Origin of the sequence: Paenibacillus monticola (assembly GCF_009664975.1) — a bacterium.
Taxonomy (GTDB): Bacteria; Bacillota; Bacilli; order Paenibacillales; family Paenibacillaceae; genus Paenibacillus_AQ; species Paenibacillus_AQ monticola.
Genome location: NZ_WJXB01000018.1, coordinates 55,074 through 72,876, shown reverse-complemented (window position 1 = coordinate 72,876; position 17,803 = coordinate 55,074). Strand labels below are relative to the sequence as shown.

The 17,803-nt window shown below is 44.8% G+C and carries 13 protein-coding genes; 10 read left to right on the top strand and 3 right to left on the bottom strand.

What is annotated here, in order from left to right; translation table 11 throughout:
- Positions 1 to 215 precede the first annotated feature (215 nt).
- The 5 genes from GJB61_RS28930 to GJB61_RS28910 all read left to right on the top strand — a co-directional run bounded on the left by GJB61_RS28930 (position 216) and on the right by GJB61_RS28910 (position 7,355).
- The gene (locus GJB61_RS28930; protein WP_154122511.1) at positions 216 to 1,928 is read left to right on the top strand and encodes a methyl-accepting chemotaxis protein; all 1,713 of its coding nucleotides are present in this window, start codon (positions 216 to 218) and stop codon (positions 1,926 to 1,928) included.
- Between the two features lie 128 nt (positions 1,929 to 2,056).
- Positions 2,057 to 3,769, top strand: a complete 1,713-nt coding sequence (locus tag GJB61_RS28925; RefSeq protein WP_154122510.1) for a methyl-accepting chemotaxis protein — start codon at positions 2,057 to 2,059, stop codon at positions 3,767 to 3,769.
- Between the two features lie 212 nt (positions 3,770 to 3,981).
- Positions 3,982 to 5,949, top strand: a complete 1,968-nt coding sequence (locus tag GJB61_RS28920; RefSeq protein ID WP_154122509.1) for a heavy metal translocating P-type ATPase — start codon at positions 3,982 to 3,984, stop codon at positions 5,947 to 5,949.
- 188 nt (positions 5,950 to 6,137) lie between these two features.
- Positions 6,138 to 7,079 (top strand): thioredoxin-disulfide reductase, encoded by a 942-nt coding sequence (trxB, locus tag GJB61_RS28915; protein WP_154122508.1) that lies wholly within the window; start codon positions 6,138 to 6,140, stop codon positions 7,077 to 7,079.
- A 42-nt stretch (positions 7,080 to 7,121) separates the two neighbouring features.
- A complete protein-coding gene (locus GJB61_RS28910) occupies positions 7,122 to 7,355 on the top strand; it encodes a glutaredoxin family protein (protein WP_154122507.1) in 234 nt (77 codons plus the stop codon).
- Positions 7,356 to 7,432: 77 nt separating this feature from the next.
- On the opposite strand, the gene GJB61_RS28905 is transcribed toward GJB61_RS28910, so the two are convergent.
- Positions 7,433 to 7,633, bottom strand: a complete 201-nt coding sequence (locus GJB61_RS28905) for a hypothetical protein (protein WP_154122506.1) — start codon at positions 7,631 to 7,633, stop codon at positions 7,433 to 7,435.
- A 135-nt stretch (positions 7,634 to 7,768) separates the two neighbouring features.
- Positions 7,769 to 8,929 (bottom strand): ROK family protein, encoded by a 1,161-nt coding sequence (locus GJB61_RS28900; protein ID WP_338116187.1) that lies wholly within the window; start codon positions 8,927 to 8,929, stop codon positions 7,769 to 7,771.
- A 297-nt stretch (positions 8,930 to 9,226) separates the two neighbouring features.
- On the opposite strand from GJB61_RS28900, the gene xylA reads away from it, so the two are divergent.
- The 4 genes from xylA to GJB61_RS28880 all read left to right on the top strand — a co-directional run bounded on the left by xylA (position 9,227) and on the right by GJB61_RS28880 (position 15,819).
- The gene (gene xylA / locus GJB61_RS28895) at positions 9,227 to 10,543 is read left to right on the top strand and encodes a xylose isomerase (RefSeq protein ID WP_154122504.1); all 1,317 of its coding nucleotides are present in this window, start codon (positions 9,227 to 9,229) and stop codon (positions 10,541 to 10,543) included.
- A 295-nt stretch (positions 10,544 to 10,838) separates the two neighbouring features.
- Positions 10,839 to 12,335, top strand: coding sequence for a xylulokinase (gene xylB / locus GJB61_RS28890; protein ID WP_154122503.1), 1,497 nt, complete (start codon positions 10,839 to 10,841; stop codon positions 12,333 to 12,335).
- A gap of 149 nt (positions 12,336 to 12,484) precedes the next feature.
- Positions 12,485 to 14,272: a sensor histidine kinase gene (locus tag GJB61_RS28885; RefSeq protein WP_154122502.1), complete on the top strand. Its 1,788-nt coding sequence runs from the start codon at positions 12,485 to 12,487 to the stop codon at positions 14,270 to 14,272.
- On the top strand, positions 14,269 to 15,819 hold the full coding sequence (locus GJB61_RS28880) for a response regulator transcription factor (RefSeq protein WP_154122501.1): 1,551 nt from the start codon (positions 14,269 to 14,271) through the stop codon (positions 15,817 to 15,819). The genes GJB61_RS28885 and GJB61_RS28880 overlap by 4 nt, the downstream gene beginning before the upstream one ends.
- Positions 15,820 to 15,899: 80 nt before the next feature.
- Here the strand turns inward: GJB61_RS28880 and GJB61_RS28875 are convergent, their stop codons facing one another.
- Positions 15,900 to 16,649, bottom strand: a complete 750-nt coding sequence (locus GJB61_RS28875) for a creatininase family protein (protein ID WP_154122500.1) — start codon at positions 16,647 to 16,649, stop codon at positions 15,900 to 15,902.
- A 168-nt stretch (positions 16,650 to 16,817) separates the two neighbouring features.
- Here GJB61_RS28875 and GJB61_RS28870 point away from each other — a divergent pair, with 168 nt between their 5' ends.
- Positions 16,818 to 17,798, top strand: a complete 981-nt coding sequence (locus GJB61_RS28870; protein WP_154122499.1) for an ABC transporter permease — start codon at positions 16,818 to 16,820, stop codon at positions 17,796 to 17,798.
- The last annotated feature ends 5 nt before the right edge of the window (positions 17,799 to 17,803 follow it).

Sequence of the window (17,803 nt, the reverse complement as noted above, 5' to 3'; positions counted from 1 at the left end):
GTTGTCAATTTTCACCCAATAGGGAAGCTCAAACGGTGAATAGTTTGAGCTTTTTTATTTTTGTGTTTTTTTATTTTTTATTCATAAATCTATCATAATCCTACTAGGATTCTCTTCTAAACTAACTTTAGAAAGCAGATAGGGACGTTGAAATGAGAGCTTTATAATTACTTTGGGAATTTTAGTATGATCTTAAATTTGAAGAGTGGGAAAGCATGAGATGGTTTCATAATTTGAAAATGATCCAAAAATTGTTGTCGGCGTTTCTGGTTGTTTCCTTGTTTATTGGTATTGTTGGAGTGGTAGGGATCAATAATATGAAAAAAATAAATAAGAATACAGACGAAATTTATAATATCGATTTGGTGGGTGTTGAAAGTCTCATTAACATTAAGCTGAACCTGGCACAAATTATAGCAGATATGCTGGTAACGATTGATCCTACCCACAAAGCCGAGGTACAGACAAAAAAAGACGAAATGATAACTCAAAGAGCGGAAATAGAACAGTACATTAAAGATTATAAACCTACCATTACAACCGAATTAGATAAAATACAATTTGCCGAATTTGAAAAATTGTTTGAGGTTAATCGGGTAAGCAGAACGGAAATAATCAAACAGGTTGACGCCGGAAACTATGTTAAAGCAAATGAATTATTTCCAGCTTACTCAAAACTCAGAACGGATATGATTGTATTTTTGGACAAAGAGATTAAATTAGCCACTGATATGGCCAAAACCGATTTTGACGATAGTAATACATCTTATAGTAAAGCCTTTACACAAATTATAGTAATCATTGCTCTGGGATTATTGATTGCTATTGCCTTAGGGTTATATATCTCGATAACCATCGCTAAGCAGTTGAAGAAGGTTCTGGTTGTTGCGGAAGCCCTTGGAGCAAATGACTTAACCCAAACGGTGGATATTGATACAAAGGATGAGATCGGTAGTTTAGCAAAAGCTTTAAATAAGGCCATAACGAGTCTGAAAAAGGTGATTGGAGAAATCGCGGACAGCGCTACTGATATTAGCGCCACCAGTGAAGAGTTGTTTGCTACAACCGAAGAAATCTCGGCGAAGATGGAGATCGTAGATGATGCAGTAAGACAAGTATCTTTAGGGGCTGTACAATTAAGTGCCACCACAGAGGAAGTCAATGCGACCACAGAAACTATTGCTGAGAATGTGGCTAACGTAACGGAAAGAACACGCAAAGGAAACGAGATGGCCAAAAATATCGAAGTTAACGCCAAACAAGTGAGAAGAAGTGCCGAAACCAGCTCTAAGACTGCAAATGAGTTGTATTTAGCAAAGCAAGTCAGTATCCTAAAAGCAATTGAAGAAGGTTTGGTAGTTAACGAAGTTACGATTATGGCCGATGAAATCGAAAATATTGCCAGTCAGACCAATCTACTCGCCCTGAATGCAGCCATTGAAGCAGCAAGAGCAGGAGAACATGGTAGAGGATTTGCAGTCGTGGCTGATGAAGTTAGAAAGTTGGCTGAGAAATCTTCCTCAACGGTCAAGAGTATCCAAGAAGTCACTGGACGGGTGCAACAAGCCTTTAACAATCTTTCGAGTAATGCCCAGGATGTATTAAGCTTTATTGATAATCAAGTTAAGCCGGATTATGACATCTTTGTAGATACAGGCAAGCAATATGGTGAGGATGCGGTAGAGTTTTCTGCAATCTCCTTGGATATTGGAGATTCAATGCACACTGTTAATATAACAATTAATGAAATTAAACAAGCTATTGAGAATGTATCAGCGACCGCAGAACAATCGGTGGCCAGCTCACAGGAAATATTGGCCAGTGTAAATGAATCAGTTATAGCCATTCAAGACATTACCAAGGCTTCACAGAGCCAAGCCGTCTTGGCGGAGAATCTGAATACTATGGTTAAACAGTTTAAATTGTGAATGTTGATCCGCCTGAATCCGTAATCGAGATTCAGGCTTTTTTATTTTTCTTACATAAGTCTGTCATAATCCTGCTAGAATTCTATTCTAGACTGTGTTTAGAAAGCAAACTTAGGGAGTGGGAAAGTATGAAATGGTTTAATAATATGAAGATGATCCGGAAATTGTTGTCGGCGTTTATGATTGTTTCCTTGTTTATAGGTATTGTTGGAGTGATTGGAATCTATAATATGAAAAAGATAGATAGAAATATGGAAAATATTTATAATATCGATTTGGTAGGTATTCAAAGTCTGACTAGCATAAAGGTGAACCTTGCACAAATTAGAGCAGATATGCTGGTAACAATTGATCCTACCCATAAAGCCGAGTTGCAAGCAAAAGAAGACGAAATGATAACTCAAAGAGCGGAAATAGATCAGTATGTTAAAGATTATAAACCTACCATTACAACCGAACTGGATAGGACACAATTTGCCGAATTTGAAAAGTTGCTTGATATTAATCGGACAAGCAGAATGGAAATCATCAAACAGGTGGATGCCGGCAACTATGTGGGAGCGAATGAATTATTTCCAGCTTACTCAAAGCTCAGAACAGATATGATTGTAATTCTGGACAAAGAGATTAAGCTAGCCAGCGATATGGCAAAAACCGATTTTGACGATAGTGAAACAGCGTATCATAAAGCCTTTACGCTAATTATAGTAATTACTTTGCTGGGATTATTGGTTGCTATTGCCTTAGGTTTATTTATCTCAATCACAATCGCTAAGCAGATCAAGAAGGTATTGCTTGTTGCGGAAGCCCTTGGAGCCAATGATTTAACACATACTGTGGATATTGATACAAAGGATGAGATTGGTGGCTTAGCTAAAGCTCTAAATAAGGCTATTACAAGTTTGAAAATGGTGATTCGAGAAATATCAGATAGTGCTACTGATATTAGCGCCACCAGTGAAGAGCTATTTGCTACAACCGAAGAAATCTCAGCGAAAATGGAAATTGTCGACGAATCAGTAAGATATGTCTCCTTAGGAGCTGTGCAATTAAGTGCAACGACAGAAGAGGTTAATGCGACTACAGAAACGATCGCTGGAAATGTGGCTGAAGTAACAGCAAGAGCACAACAAGGAAATGAGATGGCCAAGAATATCGAGGTTAATGCCAAGCAAGTGAGAAGCAATGCTGAAATCAGCTCGAAGACTGCGAATAAATTGTATTTGGAAAAGCAAACAAGCATCTTGAGAGCAATTGAAGAAGGCGCAGTGGTTAACGAGGTGAAGATCATGGCCGATGAAATCGAGAATATTGCCAGTCAGACCAATCTGCTCGCCCTGAATGCAGCCATAGAGGCAGCAAGAGCGGGAGAACACGGTAGAGGATTTGCAGTCGTGGCTGATGAAGTTAGAAAATTAGCGGAGAAATCTTCTTCTACCGTCAAGAGTATTCAAGAGGTGACAGGGCGTGTTCAACAAGCATTTAACAATTTATCTAGTAATGCTCAGGATGTACTAAGCTTTATTGATGATAAAGTTAAACCGGACTATGACTCTTTTGTAGATACAGGCAAGCAATACGGTGAGGACGCCGTCGAGTTTTATGCAATTTCTTCGGATATTGGGGATTCCATGTACACCGTCAATATGACAATCAATGAAATTAAACAAGCCATTGAGAATGTATCAGCGACCGCAGAGCAATCGGTTGCTAGTTCTAATGAAATATTAATAAGTGTGAATGAGTCGGTTCAGGCGATTCAGGAGATTACCAAGGCTTCACAGAATCAAGCCGTTCTGGCAGAGAATTTAAATCGAATGGTTCAACAATTTAAATTGTAAAGAGGCTTATCCACGGGTTTACATTTCAGTTATTGGTGTTATATTATAAGTATAAGTTGCATCGAGGAAAAATATTTGCATCATTGCAACAATGATTATCATTCTCATTACCCATATTCGTTTATCATGCTGTCCCGGCTAAGCCGGGGCAGCATGTGTCATTTTAGGGCTGTTAATAATGGCTCTCATTCTCACTAAGAAAGGTGATAACAATGCAAACAACATCCAGACAACTACCACATCACAAGGCGCTCTCAGGAGGGACACAGCAACCGCGTACTCCGCAGCCGCGCAGATTCGATCCGATCGCCATGCTGAGCAACTCGGAAATGCAGGCTGCACTTGGTAGCGGGGCGCTTATGCTTATTGCCTGGGCAGTTGGCGGTTGGTCAGAAATTCTGTCCATTGTAATATATGTGATCTCCTATACGCTTGGAGGTTGGAGTAAGGCCAAGGAAGGCGTAGAGCTGCTGGTCAAGGAGCGTGATCTCGACGTGAACCTGCTGATGATAGCCGCTGCTTTGGGCGCTGCCTCGATCGGTTATTGGAATGAAGGAGCTATGCTGATCTTTATCTTTGCGCTGAGCGGTGCACTGGAAAGCTATACCATGGAGCGCAGCAAAAAAGATATTTCTTCACTAATGGCGCTAAAGCCGGCAACAGCAGTGCGGATTGAAAAAGGGGCCATGAGTGAGGTTGCTATTGACCTGCTCGTAATCGGTGATCTGTTGCTCGTGCGTCCAGGCGAGTTAATTCCCGCTGACGGCAAGGTATGTCAGGGAGAGTCTTCTGTGGATCAAGCCTCCATCACTGGGGAATCACTGCCCATAGAGAAATCAACAGGCAGCGAAGTTTTTGCAGGTACGGTTAATGGTGAAGGCCCGCTATATATTGAAGTAACAAAATCAGCTGAGAATACTCTTTTTGCCAAAATCATCAAGATGGTCGAAGAAGCAGAAACGGAATTACCGGATTCCCAGCGCTTTATTAAACGTCTGGAGGCTATTTATGCGCGGGTAGTTGTAGCAGCTACACTGTTGCTTATCACGCTGCCCCCACTTCTGCTGGACTGGAGCTGGAGCGCTACGTTCTACAAAGCTATGGTGTTTCTCGTAGTGGCTTCTCCGTGTGCCTTGGTCTCCTCCATTATGCCGGCTATGCTCTCCGCCATTTCCAAAAGTGCGCGCAAAGGGATTCTATTTAAAGGCGGAGTACATTTGGAGAATATGGCCCGGACGTCTGTTGTCGCCTTTGATAAGACAGGTACGCTCACAGAGGGAACTCCTCAGGTAACAGACTTTATTGCAGGCGATGGATATGATCGTAATGAACTGCTGGCGATCAGCGCATCTATTGAGAATATGTCGCGCCATCCACTGGCGGAAGCGGTTGTGCGTAAGGCTGCGGAAGAAAATCTGGAGCTGCATGGTGTGCTGGAGAGCAAATCGATAACGGGCTGGGGAATTGAAGGGGAGATTGACGGACAACTCTGGAAGATCGGTAAATCGAATCTGCTGGATGAGTTGGTCAAGAGTTCAGAAGGTGCTGGACTTGAGTACTGGAGATCATTACGGCAGCAGTTGGAGAGCGAAGGTAAGACGGTCTCCATTATTCTGACTGACGATCAAGTTGCGGGGATGATTGCTCTACAGGACACCGTGCGTCCACAAGCCGCAGCTGCCGTACGGAAGCTGCAGGCGCTTGGGATCAAAGTAGCAATGCTGACGGGAGATAGAGCAGCTACGGCCCAAGTGATTGCTGGGAAGACAGGAGTCGATCTTGTATTTGCTGATCTTTTGCCGGAGGATAAAGTCATTCAAATTAAAGCACTGCGTGAACAGTATGGTCATGTGGTTATGGTTGGTGATGGTGTAAATGATGCTCCGGCACTAGCGACAGCGACAGTTGGGATAGGAATGGGAATGAAGGGCAGTGGAGCGGCGCTGGAGATCGCAGATGTAGTGTTAATGAATGACAATATCGAGGAGATTGCCTCGACAGTTTCCTTAGCTCGACGTTCGCAGCGCATTGTGAAGCAAAATATGATTTTTGCTGTATCGGTAATCACGGTGCTCATGATCAGCAACTTTGTTCAGGGGATCGCTCTTCCATTTGGTGTAATCGGTCATGAAGGCAGCACGATACTCGTTATCCTGAATGGATTAAGACTTTTGCGCTAAAAAAAGAGGCTCTAATCAATCTAATACCGTCAATTAATCACTTAAAATTAAATTGTTCACAAAATAAATTAGTTTTTGGAGTCTGGCATATTGACATATTCATCTTCTGTTATCATAATTAGTACTAGATTATAATTATTTTAAATAAGCAACGACGTCATTGCCGTCATTCCAAGGAGGATATCATTATGTATAAATCAATTATTGTTGGCACCGGGCCGGCCGGATTGACTGCAGCCATCTACTTAGCACGGGCTAATCTGAGCCCGCTGGTTATAGAAGGACCCCAACCAGGCGGTCAATTGACCACCACAACGGAAGTTGAGAATTTCCCAGGGTTTCCTGAAGGGATTATGGGTCCAGATTTAATGGATAATATGCGCAAGCAGGCTGAACGCTTTGGAGCGGTATTCCGCACAGGCTGGGTGAACAGCGTCGAATTGGGAGAGCGTCCGTTCAAGCTGACTGTTGAAGGGTTGGGCGTTCTTGAGACAGATACTCTAATTCTTTCCACGGGTGCTACGGCTAAATACCTGGGTATTCCCGGGGAGCAGGACAATATAGGACGTGGTGTCAGCACTTGTGCTACCTGTGACGGATTCTTTTTCCGTGGCAAAGAAATCGTGGTTGTTGGCGGCGGAGATTCAGCGCTCGAGGAAGCTGGTTTCTTGACTCGTTTTGCATCCAAGGTAACCCTTGTGCACCGCCGTGGCGAACTGCGTGCTTCCAAAATTATGCAGGATCGTGTCCGCGATAATGCCAAAGTAGTTTGGGGCTTGAACCGTACGCCGCTGGAAGTAACCTCTGGTGACAAAGGCGTGAACGGGCTTAAAGTGCTTAATAACGAGACAGGCCAAGAAGAATTTATCGAAGCTAGCGGTGTATTCGTAGCTATTGGCCATCATCCTAATACAGCTTTCCTAGGCAGCCAGATTACAACGGATGAGAATGGTTATATCGTTACGAATCCAGGCAGTTCCGAGACGAACATTCCGGGTGTATTCGCTTGTGGTGACGTGCAGGATACTCGCTATAAACAAGCAATTACCGCAGCAGGCAGCGGTTGTATGGCCGCTATGGACGCGGAGAAATACATCGAGAGCCTGGAGCATAGCGCAGTAATCTTGTAAAATAAGAAGTATAGTTCCACAAAACTTTCAGGAGGTAATAACATGGAGAACGTAATTGTGTATACATCAACTAATTGTCCGCATTGCCGTCAGGTAAAGAGCTTTTTGAGCGACAAAGGTATTGCTTACGAAGAACGCAATATTGAGCAGAATGATGATTACGCACAGCAGGTATGGGATATGGGAATGAGAGCTGTGCCCATAACTGTGATCGGCGAATACAAAATCGTAGGCATGAACAAGACGCAGTTCGATAAGGCCCTTGCGACTGTATAATTCATTCATTAATCTTTGCATATACACTAAAAAGGCTGCCTCCAGTATGTTCTGGAGGCGGCCTTTTTACGATTATCTCAAGCTTGTGTCAAGGAAGTAATGATCTGAAAGAAGACATATACGGCAATACCGCCGCCAATGAGCATGAATCCCGATTTCTTCCTGGACTGAAACAAGCGCAGCACGCCAAGGCTAATCAAAGGAGCAATAATGAGTAGAAATAGCAGCACAGTGATGAACATCCGTGCCGAAATATCCGATGTATCCACATAGGTCATGAGCGCTCTCTCCATTTCAGAAAAAGGTGTTTTGGTGATAAATGTCACACTGCTATGACCTTCATTATATAGGATTAGGAATCTTTTTGCTGCATCTTGCCACCCTCTAATTGCGTCAATTTATCGTCGATTTATTTATAGGGTTACCCGGATATTTCCAAGAAAGTGCATAACGGCCGAGAAGCCGGCACCAATCATCGTTCCACGGCTACCCAGCTTGGAGAATGTAATCTCCAACTGCTGCTTGTGATAAGGAAGTGTGCGCTCCGCGACCACTCTGCGCAGCGGCTCTCCCAACCATTCCTCAGCTTCCGATAAAGCCCCACCGATGACAATGAGCTCCGGATTGAAGCTGTTAATCAGATTGGTTACTCCAATGCCTAGATACTCACCTATGAACGAGAAGTGGCGCAAGGCATCCTCTTGTCCATTGGCTGCATAGCGTACCAGCTCGGGAGTCGTGCGTGCAGGCAATGTAAGGCCTGGATTATCATAGGTTTTCTCCGAGGCGTACAGCTCCCAACAGCCTCGACTTCCACAGCTGCAAGGCTTACCTTTGGCTTCAATGCTCATATGTCCAGTCTCTCCAGCATACCCACGCGCTCCCTTATAGAGCTCACCACCAATAATGATCCCAGAACCGATCCCAGAACCCGCACTGATATACAGTAAATGGCGCACATCCCGTGCTGCCCCAAAGTTTAATTCACCCTGTGCACCTGCATTGGCTTCGTTATCAATAGTGACCGGTACGGAGAATTCATGCTCCAGCAGTGCCCGCAGATTGACCATTTCCCAGCCAAGATTGGGGGCGAATAACACAACACCCTGCTCATCTACCATCCCAGGTACACCGACACCAATCCCCACGATGCCATAAGGTGTAGCAGGAGCTTTGGCAATTAGATCGGAGATAAGAATTCTCATCTGTTCCAGGACGTACGGCAATTCATGAGCTTCGAGAGAGAAATCGCTTTCGTGAAGAATGCTGCCACCCAAGTCGCAGAGGACAGCAGTTAACTGCTTCACCCGCAGCTCTATGCCGATTACACTGCCAGCCATAGCGTTGAAGTTCAAAATAAGCGGTTTACGGCCGCCGCTGGATTCTCCAGGTCCAACTTCTGTCACTAGTTCTTGTCCGCACAGCTCGGCCACCAGATTGGAGACAGTGGCTTTATTAAGTCCGGTCATCTCCGATACTCTGGCACGAGAGAGTGGAGAGTGTCTTCGAATAGTATGTAATATAATGGATTTATTTATTTTTTTAACCAGCGCCTGATCCCCGGTAACTTTCACGAATGACACATCCTTCTTGGCAACGTTCTCATTTGTCGTTATGCCACTTAGTCTAGAGTGATGTGCTGGAAATTGCAATATGCCTACGCATAGGCTAGGGAATACCAGGGAATTGTATGCTAATAATAAACAGAGACTGGGGTGATACAAAGTCGATTATATTTGATGCGAAAGACAAGAAATAGACAAATAAAAGTTGCCCAAAACTTTGTTTAACCAATATACAAAGTCTAAAAGATATGTTAAGATGGTCCTGTAAACGCTTGCGGGCGAGCACAATATGAGGAGGATTACACAATGGCTTATTTTGAAACAGTGAACAAGATCTCTTACGAGGGAAGCCGTTCCACAAACCCTTATGCCTTTAAATCTTACAACCCTAAGGAAATCGTTGCTGGAAAAACAATGGAAGAGCACATGCGTTTTTCAATGGCTTATTGGCATACATTAACTGCTGGCGGTGCTGATCAATTCGGCGCTGAAACGGCAGTTCGCAGTTGGAATCATTTATCCGTTCTGGATAAGGCTAAGGCTCGCGCTGAAGCAGCTTTTGAATTCATGGAAAAAATGGATCTGCCATTCTACTGCTTCCACGATGTGGATATCGCACCTGAAGGCGCAAGTCTTCGCGAGTTCTATAAAAACATTGATACCATCGTAGATATTCTCGCTCAAGGCATGAAGACTTCCGGCAAGAAATTGCTGTGGAATACAGCGAATATGTTCACGAATCCACGTTATGTGCATGGTGCAGGCTCCACTTGCAACGCAGATGTATTTGCTCATGCGGCTGCACAAGTGAAGAAAGGTCTGGATGTTGGTAAACTTCTTGGATCTGAGAACTATGTATTCTGGGGCGGACGTGAAGGTTACGAAACGCTGTTGAACACAGACATGGGATTGGAGCAAGATAACATCGCTCGTCTGTTCCACCTGGCTATCGACTACGCGAAAGAGATTGGTTATGATGGCCAATTCCTGATCGAGCCGAAACCTAAGGAACCAACTAAACACCAATATGATTTCGATGCAGCTACAACTATTGCATTCTTGCAGAAATATAATCTCGACAAACACTTCAAACTGAATCTTGAAGGTAACCATGCAACCCTTGCTGGTCATACGTTTGAACATGAGATTCGTGTAGCTCGTATCAATGGCATGTTGGGATCGCTTGATGCGAACCAAGGTGATCCGCTTCTGGGCTGGGACACAGATGAATTCCCAGTTAACATTTATGATGCAACCTTGGCAATGTATGAAGTATTGAAGAATGATGGTCTGGGCAAAGGCGGAATTAACTTTGACTCCAAAGTACGTCGCCCATCCTTCGAGCCTGAAGATCTGTTCTTGGGTCACATCGCTGGTATGGATACTTATGCTAAAGGCTTGAAAGTAGCCGCTAAATTGATCGAAGACCGCGTATTCGAGAACTTTATCGACAAACGCTACAGCAGCTTTACTGAAGGTGTTGGCGCCGATATCGTATCCGGCAAAGCTACTCTGGCTTCATTGGCTGATTATGCCTTGAACAATGAGAACCCGCGCCCTAATGAATCCGGTCGTCAAGAATATCTGAGAGCAGTCTTGAATCAATACATTTTCGCTGAGTAGTACTAGCACGATACAACCGCAACGGGGGTTGCTGAAGAGAGCATTCTTCGGCAACCCCTTTTCTTGGGGTGAGGCTCCATAAAAATTAAGCAGATGCTTACGAAGTGATTTTTGTACGAAGCAATTCAATGAAGATTATCCTAACAAAACTAAGTGAATGCTTACGAAGCGATTTTTATGACGAAGTATTCCAAGTAGCAATGCTCCATAAAAATTAAGCAGATGCTTACGAAGTGATTTTTGTACGAAGCAATTCAATGAAGATTATCCTAACAAAAATTGTAGGAGGATTAATATGAAATATGTTATCGGCGTCGATCTGGGTACCAGTGCAGTGAAGACGGTTCTGGTAGACCCGCAGGGAAAGGTAGCTTTTGAGCATTCTGAGGCTTATCCACTTAGTAGACCTCAGCCAAACTGGAGTGAACAGAATCCTGAGGATTGGGTTGAAGGTACGATTGTCAGCCTGCACCGTTTAATCGAGACTTCAGGAGTGGACCCTTCACAGGTAGACGGTCTAAGCTTCTCGGGACAAATGCACGGACTGGTGCTGGTAGATAAAGAGGGTACAGTTCTACGCCCGGCCATCCTCTGGAATGATACTCGCACTACAGCACAGTGCCGGAAAATTGAGCGTACACTTGGACCGAAGCTATTGGAGATTGCCCGAAACGCTGCGCTTGAAGGCTTCACGCTGCCGAAGATTCTTTGGGTGCAGGAGAATGAGCCTGAGATATTGTCTCAAGCCGCCCTGTTCCTCCTGCCGAAGGATTATGTGCGTTACCGTTTAACCGGTGACTATGCCATGGATTATTCCGATGCTGCCGGCACGTTGTTGCTCGATGTTGGATCCAAAGTATGGAGTGCTGAAATTGCTGAAGCCTTCTCCTTGCCACTCTCACTTTGCCCGAAACTAGTGGAGTCCTTTGATCTGACTGGCACGCTGCTGCCTGAGATTGCTGCGGCATCTGGACTTTTGCCTTCAACGAAGGTTTTTGCCGGTGGTGCAGATAATGCTTGCGGCGCACTGGGTGCAGGTATTCTGGGTGAAGGCCGCACCATGTGCAGTATTGGTACATCCGGTGTTGTGCTCTCCTACGAGACGAACAAGGATTTGAATTTAGAAGGGAAAGTCCATTTCTTTAATCACGGTGAGAAGGATGCCTATTACATTATGGGGGTTACCCTTGCTGCCGGATATAGCCTTACCTGGTTTAAAGAGACCTTTGCTGCAGATAAAAGCTTTGAGGAACTATTGAAAGGTGTAGATTCCATACCGGCTGGTAGTGGGGGGCTGCTCTTCACTCCTTATATTGTTGGGGAGCGTACTCCACATCCAGACCCAAATATCCGTGGAAGCTTCATCGGTATGGATTCCGGACATACGTTGTCCCATTTCACACGTGCAGTTTTGGAGGGAATTACCTTCTCCTTGCGTGAATCGATTGAAATCGTCCGGGCATCCGGCAAAGAAATCACTGAAATCGTGGCGATTGGTGGCGGAGCCAAGAATGAGGCCTGGCTGCAGATGCAGGCAGATGTTTTTAATGCTTCCATCGTGAAGCTGGAGAGTGAGCAGGGCCCGGCGATGGGAGCGGCAATGCTGGCAGCCTATGGCAGTGGTTGGTTCGCCTCACTTGGCGAATGTGCAGAAGCTTTTATCCGCCCTGCCGAAGTATTTACACCGAATCCACAGCAGGTAGCTCTTTATAACGGCTTATTCGACCTCTTTCAGGAAGTGTACGGTCAGACCCGTGAACTGAACAACAAATTGGCAGCATACCGTCAATAGAATGCCTGTTGCACATCACAATATGAAGAGCCTTTCGCTAATGGCGGAGGGCTTTGTTGCCGTTTTCATTGTTCTTCTGTAAAGTAGGGGTAATCTCTAGCCAGCGAATGCCTGGTTAAGAGATAGAGAAGGTTGTGGGGGGCGGAACGATGTTCCAACGGTTGGTCAAGCTGCTGAATGATATCAAAATACGCAATAAGCTGCTGTTGGCCTTTTTACTAGTTACTATGTTGCCGGTGCTGCTTGTAGGTGGTTATCTTACCATCGAGATGAAGACAATGGCGTTTGAGAACGCGCTTGAACAGGCTTCAATTAACGTGGATCGGGTTAAAAAGAGAACAGAAGAAGTAATAGACGTATCTCAGGATATTTCTTACCGCTTGAATAATGATACCCGGCTGAAGAAATTGGCGATTCGTATATATGAGAGTACCTATGATGTCGTGGAGGCCTATCAGGATTATCCGGATATGCGCGAATATCTTAGATTATATAAAGAAATATCAAATATACGATTATACACTGACAATACTACTCTGCTCAACAACTGGGAACTGCTCAACCCCACGACTGCTGTCCGGACAAGCCAGTGGTATCAGAGAGCGCAGCGGTATGATAGTCTGGTGGGCTGGGAATATATTGAGGATGAGCGTGACCACCTTAAATATCTAAGCCTTATCCGCAAAATAGAGCTGGAGGGCTCCACCAAAACAGGTGTGCTGATTATCAATGTGAATAGCAACCAGCTTAACTCCATTTTGGGGCAAGAGTCCTTCGAAACGATGATTGTAGACGATAAAAATAATATTATTGCAGCTAACCGAAAGCAAAGGGCTGGCAAAACGCTGGCCGATATCTCTTTTGATACAAAGCTTATGGGTCTGGGCAGTGGCAGCTATGAAGCAGTAGTGGATGGCGAGGCTTCCAAAATTGTAATTGAGGAGCTGAAGCCGCAGTCCAGCCGCAACGCGCTGCGGATCATCTCTGTTTTCTCCAACGAAAGTATTGTTAAGGAACCGAATCGGATTATTAGGCTTGCTATTATGGTCATCGTTATAAGTGTTGTATTGGCCTTTTTATTAATCTATAGCTTCTCTTCGTTGTTCTCACGTCGCGTGATGTATCTGAGCAAGCACATTAACCGGGTCGGTACAGGAGATTTTGATACTACGCTCAAAATTGATGGTAATGATGAGATTGGTCTGCTGGCCCGCCAATTCAATGCCATGGTTCGCAGCATCAATGATCTGATGCTTGAGGTGCAGAAATCGAATGAACAGAACAGCCTGCTGGAGCAGAAGCAGAATGATATTCGGTTCAAGATGCTGGCGAGCCAGATCAATCCGCACTTTTTGTTCAATGCGCTCGAATCCATTCGTATGGAAGCCCATATGAAGGGTCAGGTGGAAATTGCCCGGGTTGTACGTCTACTCGGCAAAATGATGCGCAGTAGTCTTGAGGTAGGACGTAGCAAAATTCCGCTGAAGCAGGAATTGGAAGTAGTCCGTTGTTATTTGGACATACAGCAATTCCGCTATGAGGAGCGGTTGAAATATCAATTTATCGTAGATCCTGCTACGGAGTCGCTCTATATACCGCCGCTTATTGTGCAGCCTCTGGTTGAGAATGCCGTTATCCATGGACTGGATAACAAGATGGAAGGAGCGTTTGTTACTGTGGAGATACAACAGGCTGGAGACTATGCCTTGTTTACGATCACTGATAACGGGGTCGGAATGACCTCGGAAAGGTTGGATATGCTGCGTAGCAGGCTGGATATTCAGGAGGAACGTGAAGGTGAGCGGATTGGGCTGCGCAATGTGCATGACCGCTTAAAGCTATCATACGGGGAAGAATACGGACTGACGATAGAGAGTCGTCCTGATGAAGGAACAATTATTTCCTTCCGTATTCCAATGGAGGACTTAAGTCTATGATAAAAGTATTGATCGTTGATGATGAGCCGAAGCTGCGGGAGGGTCTGAGAACACTTATACCCTGGGAGTCGCTTGGTTATACGGTGGTTGCTACGGCGGCAAACGGCCTTCAGGCTCTAGAAAAGTATCATACGTACTACCCGGAGCTTATTGTAGTAGATATTCGTATGCCTGGAATGGATGGGCTGGAGCTAATTGGTGAACTGCGGGAAGAAGGCTCTGGCAGTCATGTGCTTATTTTGAGCGGACATGCTGATTTCGAATATGCCAAACAAGCGATTGCCTACCGAATTGATGGCTATCTACTAAAGCCAGTAGATGAAGAGGAAATGATAACCTATCTGGAGCAGCTGCGGGACACGATTGACCAAGAGGATCGGTTTACGCTCTGGAATCAGGCCGAACCCGCACGCAACAAGGAAACACTGCTTCGTGCATTGCTGCAACCGTCTACAGGAGATGAGGGGAATAACGATCCCAGTAAGTATACAGCTGCGCTCGGACTTGAACCTGGCAACTATGAAGTAGTCTTAATAGAGCTGATAGAACCCGCTAAAGCTAGTGAAGAGGACACGCAGAGAATTAGATCGACAATGGAACAGCATTTCTGTGGAAATCAGGAACAGCTATTCTTTACACTACCGCCGTTTATGGGGTTGCTGCTGAAGGAACCTCTGCAAGATAACAACAGCAGGGATAAGTTGTATAAGGAACTCTTGGTAATCATTCACCAGAACGGATATGACTTCATAGCAGCGGCAGGAGGAGCAGTACTCCGTCCAGAAGAGGCTGCAAGTTCATTGATTATTGCTCGCGAACTGTTGCGTAAAGCATTCTTTTTTCAGAAGGGGCTCATCCTTAGCGCGGATGTTTCAGGAATGCTGCTCACTGGCACAATAAAGACAAACGTGGAGGCGGGACAGGACGCGGAGAGTCTGTTGCTGCTCGCGGTCGAGACTGGAAGCCTTACAGTAATTGGGCCTTTAGTGCAGGAAATCTGCACGGAGCTGGTGATGCTTGGCCGAGAAGAGCTGCGAATCAAAGAGACATTTGTACGGATACTCAGTACTGTATTAGCCCGGCTGGAACCCTCTTATCCGGAAATTCGCGCCTACGCGGCAGAGCATTCGCCTCCGATTGGAGAGCTTTACCACAGCTTATATCTGAGTGATCTGCAGGCGCAGTCCGTGTCCTTTCTCGAGGAGATCGCCGGGCAGATGAGCAGTGGAGGGCGGGGTAATGAAGTCAAGAAGATAACCGAGCTGATTCATCGCCGTTACAACGAGAACCTGAAGCTGGAAACTTTGTCCGAGTTGTTTAACTATAACAGCGCTTATCTGGGTAAAATGTTCAAGAACACAACGGGTGAATATTTTAATACGTACGTGGACAAAGTGCGAATTGAGAAGGCCAAGCAGTTTCTGGCGCAAGGCATGAAAGTATATGAGGTAGCTGAAAAGGTTGGCTATATGAACCCCGATTATTTTAACGCCAAGTTCCGCAAATATGAGGGTGTTTCTCCTACCTCCTACCGCAAAAACACCTAAACTTTAAGGGAATGCTGCGCAACCTCCAACTAATGTTAATAATGACGTGCAAACTGGCATCGGTTAGCACGTCATTGTTATTATTCTACTTTTCTACGATAGGCCTCTTCCAAATATTCCTTTAATCCCTCACATTGCTTATTAATTAAAGTCATCCATAATGTTTCACCCTTTTTAGCTAGTTCCTCACGCGTGTATTCGCCTGTCGTGTAATGTCCCCAATTTCCATCTTTGGTGAGTTTATCCCACCCTATATAATCGGCAAATCCATTGTATTCTTCAGGTATTTCCGACCCCATTGTCTCTAATTTCACAAGCTCAGGGCAGAGCCACATTGCTGTACAAACTCCGGTTAAACCACCGTGCATATCATTTCGTCCGTTTAACCCGGCGGCGTTTACGGCTAACTCCCAGGCCTCTCTTTGATACCCTGGAAAGATAACAATGATATCAGGGTACTTGTAGTTCATATGTTTGATAAATGCGTTGAACCAGTAGGCCCCACCATGACCTGAGCATAGCAGGAATTTCTTAAAACCTTGTCTGCGTAGGTTTTCTATAATATCTTCCAGGAAAGCAGTTAGTATATTCGGACTGACCGTAACCGTACCTTTAAATCCGGCATGTTCTTCTGAAGTATTAAAGGGGAGGACGGGTAAAACATAAGCATTTATCGCTTTACCATATTCATTTGCATACCGTTCAGCAATTAAAGAATCAATATGCATGGGTAAATAGGGACCAAATTGCTCTGTTGCCCCAACTGAGATTACCGCCGTATCAATGTTGCTTTCCGCTAATTCTGTTGTTGTGTTTCTATAATCCAACATAATCTGTCCACCATTCCTCATTTGTAATTATTTACCTATCTCATAATACTACACAAATTCATATACGTATCAAAATCTCTAATTCTCACCTGATTTTAGGTCGAATTTATAGGGTACTGCAATCGCTTACACCCCCTTAAAATATAGACATAGAGAGGAGGGGGCTTCATGAAAGCGGCAACAACCTTACAAGAAATCCAGCCTGCTAACGACAAGCTAAACAAAAAGCCTGCTTCAGGGGGACGGTTTTGGAAAACCTTTAAAAATCAGAAATATTTGTACATGATGTCATTACCCTTCATTATTTGGGTGTTCGTATTCAGTTACCTCCCACTTTGGGGATGGACGATGGCTTTTCAGCAGTACAAGCCCGCAAAAGGATTTTTCGAACAGAAATGGGTCGGTTTCGAGCACTTTAAGACTCTTTTTGCAGACGATCAATTCATCTTGGCGCTGCGCAACACGCTAGCGATGAGCGGAATGGGCTTGGTGGCAGGCTTTGTATTTCCGATAACGTTTGCAATTTTATTGAATGAGGTTCGCTTAAACTTTTTCAAACGCTTCGCACAGACGATTTCGTATCTGCCTCACTTTGTATCATGGGTTGTCGCTGCGGGCATTGTAACTAAAATGCTATCTGGCGAAAACGGTCTTGTAAACGATCTCTTAATGGGTGTCGGCTTCATTGACTCGCCCATCCAGTTCATGGCTCAGGGGCATCTCTTCTGGGGAATTGTCACCTTCTCGGATGTCTGGAAAGAAACCGGATGGAACGCGATTATCTACCTTGCGGCCATTGCGGGAATTGGACCTGAACTTTACGAAGCAGCCCGTGTAGACGGTGCTAGCCGGCTGCGCCAAGTTTGGCATATTACGATTCCGGGTATTCGCCCGACGATTACCGTTCTGCTGATCATGTCGATTGGGAACTTGCTTAATATCGGCTTTGAGAAGCAATTCCTGTTAGGAAATAACCTGGTTACCGACTATTCGCAAGTACTTGATCTGTACTCTTTGAAATACGGGTTAGGCATGGCGAGATATTCATACGGTACCGCGATCAATATATTTAACTCAGTAATTAGTGTAATCCTGTTGTTCACCATCAATGGAATATTCAAACGTACTACTAAAGAAAGTCTTCTGTAGAGAGG

What these genes read in the sequence shown, in the direction of transcription:
- GJB61_RS28930 (WP_154122511.1), top strand. Translation starts at nt 216, where the DNA reads ATGAGATGGTTTCATAATTTGAAAATGATCCAAAAATTGTTGTCGGCG.
- GJB61_RS28925 (WP_154122510.1), top strand. Translation starts at nt 2,057, where the DNA reads ATGAAATGGTTTAATAATATGAAGATGATCCGGAAATTGTTGTCGGCG.
- GJB61_RS28920 (WP_154122509.1), top strand. Translation starts at nt 3,982, where the DNA reads ATGCAAACAACATCCAGACAACTACCACATCACAAGGCGCTCTCAGGA.
- trxB (WP_154122508.1), top strand. Translation starts at nt 6,138, where the DNA reads ATGTATAAATCAATTATTGTTGGCACCGGGCCGGCCGGATTGACTGCA.
- GJB61_RS28910 (WP_154122507.1), top strand. Translation starts at nt 7,122, where the DNA reads ATGGAGAACGTAATTGTGTATACATCAACTAATTGTCCGCATTGCCGT.
- GJB61_RS28905 (WP_154122506.1), bottom strand. Translation starts at nt 7,633, where the DNA reads ATGACCTATGTGGATACATCGGATATTTCGGCACGGATGTTCATCACT.
- xylA (WP_154122504.1), top strand. Translation starts at nt 9,227, where the DNA reads ATGGCTTATTTTGAAACAGTGAACAAGATCTCTTACGAGGGAAGCCGT.
- xylB (WP_154122503.1), top strand. Translation starts at nt 10,839, where the DNA reads ATGAAATATGTTATCGGCGTCGATCTGGGTACCAGTGCAGTGAAGACG.
- GJB61_RS28885 (WP_154122502.1), top strand. Translation starts at nt 12,485, where the DNA reads ATGTTCCAACGGTTGGTCAAGCTGCTGAATGATATCAAAATACGCAAT.
- GJB61_RS28880 (WP_154122501.1), top strand. Translation starts at nt 14,269, where the DNA reads ATGATAAAAGTATTGATCGTTGATGATGAGCCGAAGCTGCGGGAGGGT.
- GJB61_RS28875 (WP_154122500.1), bottom strand. Translation starts at nt 16,649, where the DNA reads ATGTTGGATTATAGAAACACAACAACAGAATTAGCGGAAAGCAACATT.
- GJB61_RS28870 (WP_154122499.1), top strand. Translation starts at nt 16,818, where the DNA reads ATGAAAGCGGCAACAACCTTACAAGAAATCCAGCCTGCTAACGACAAG.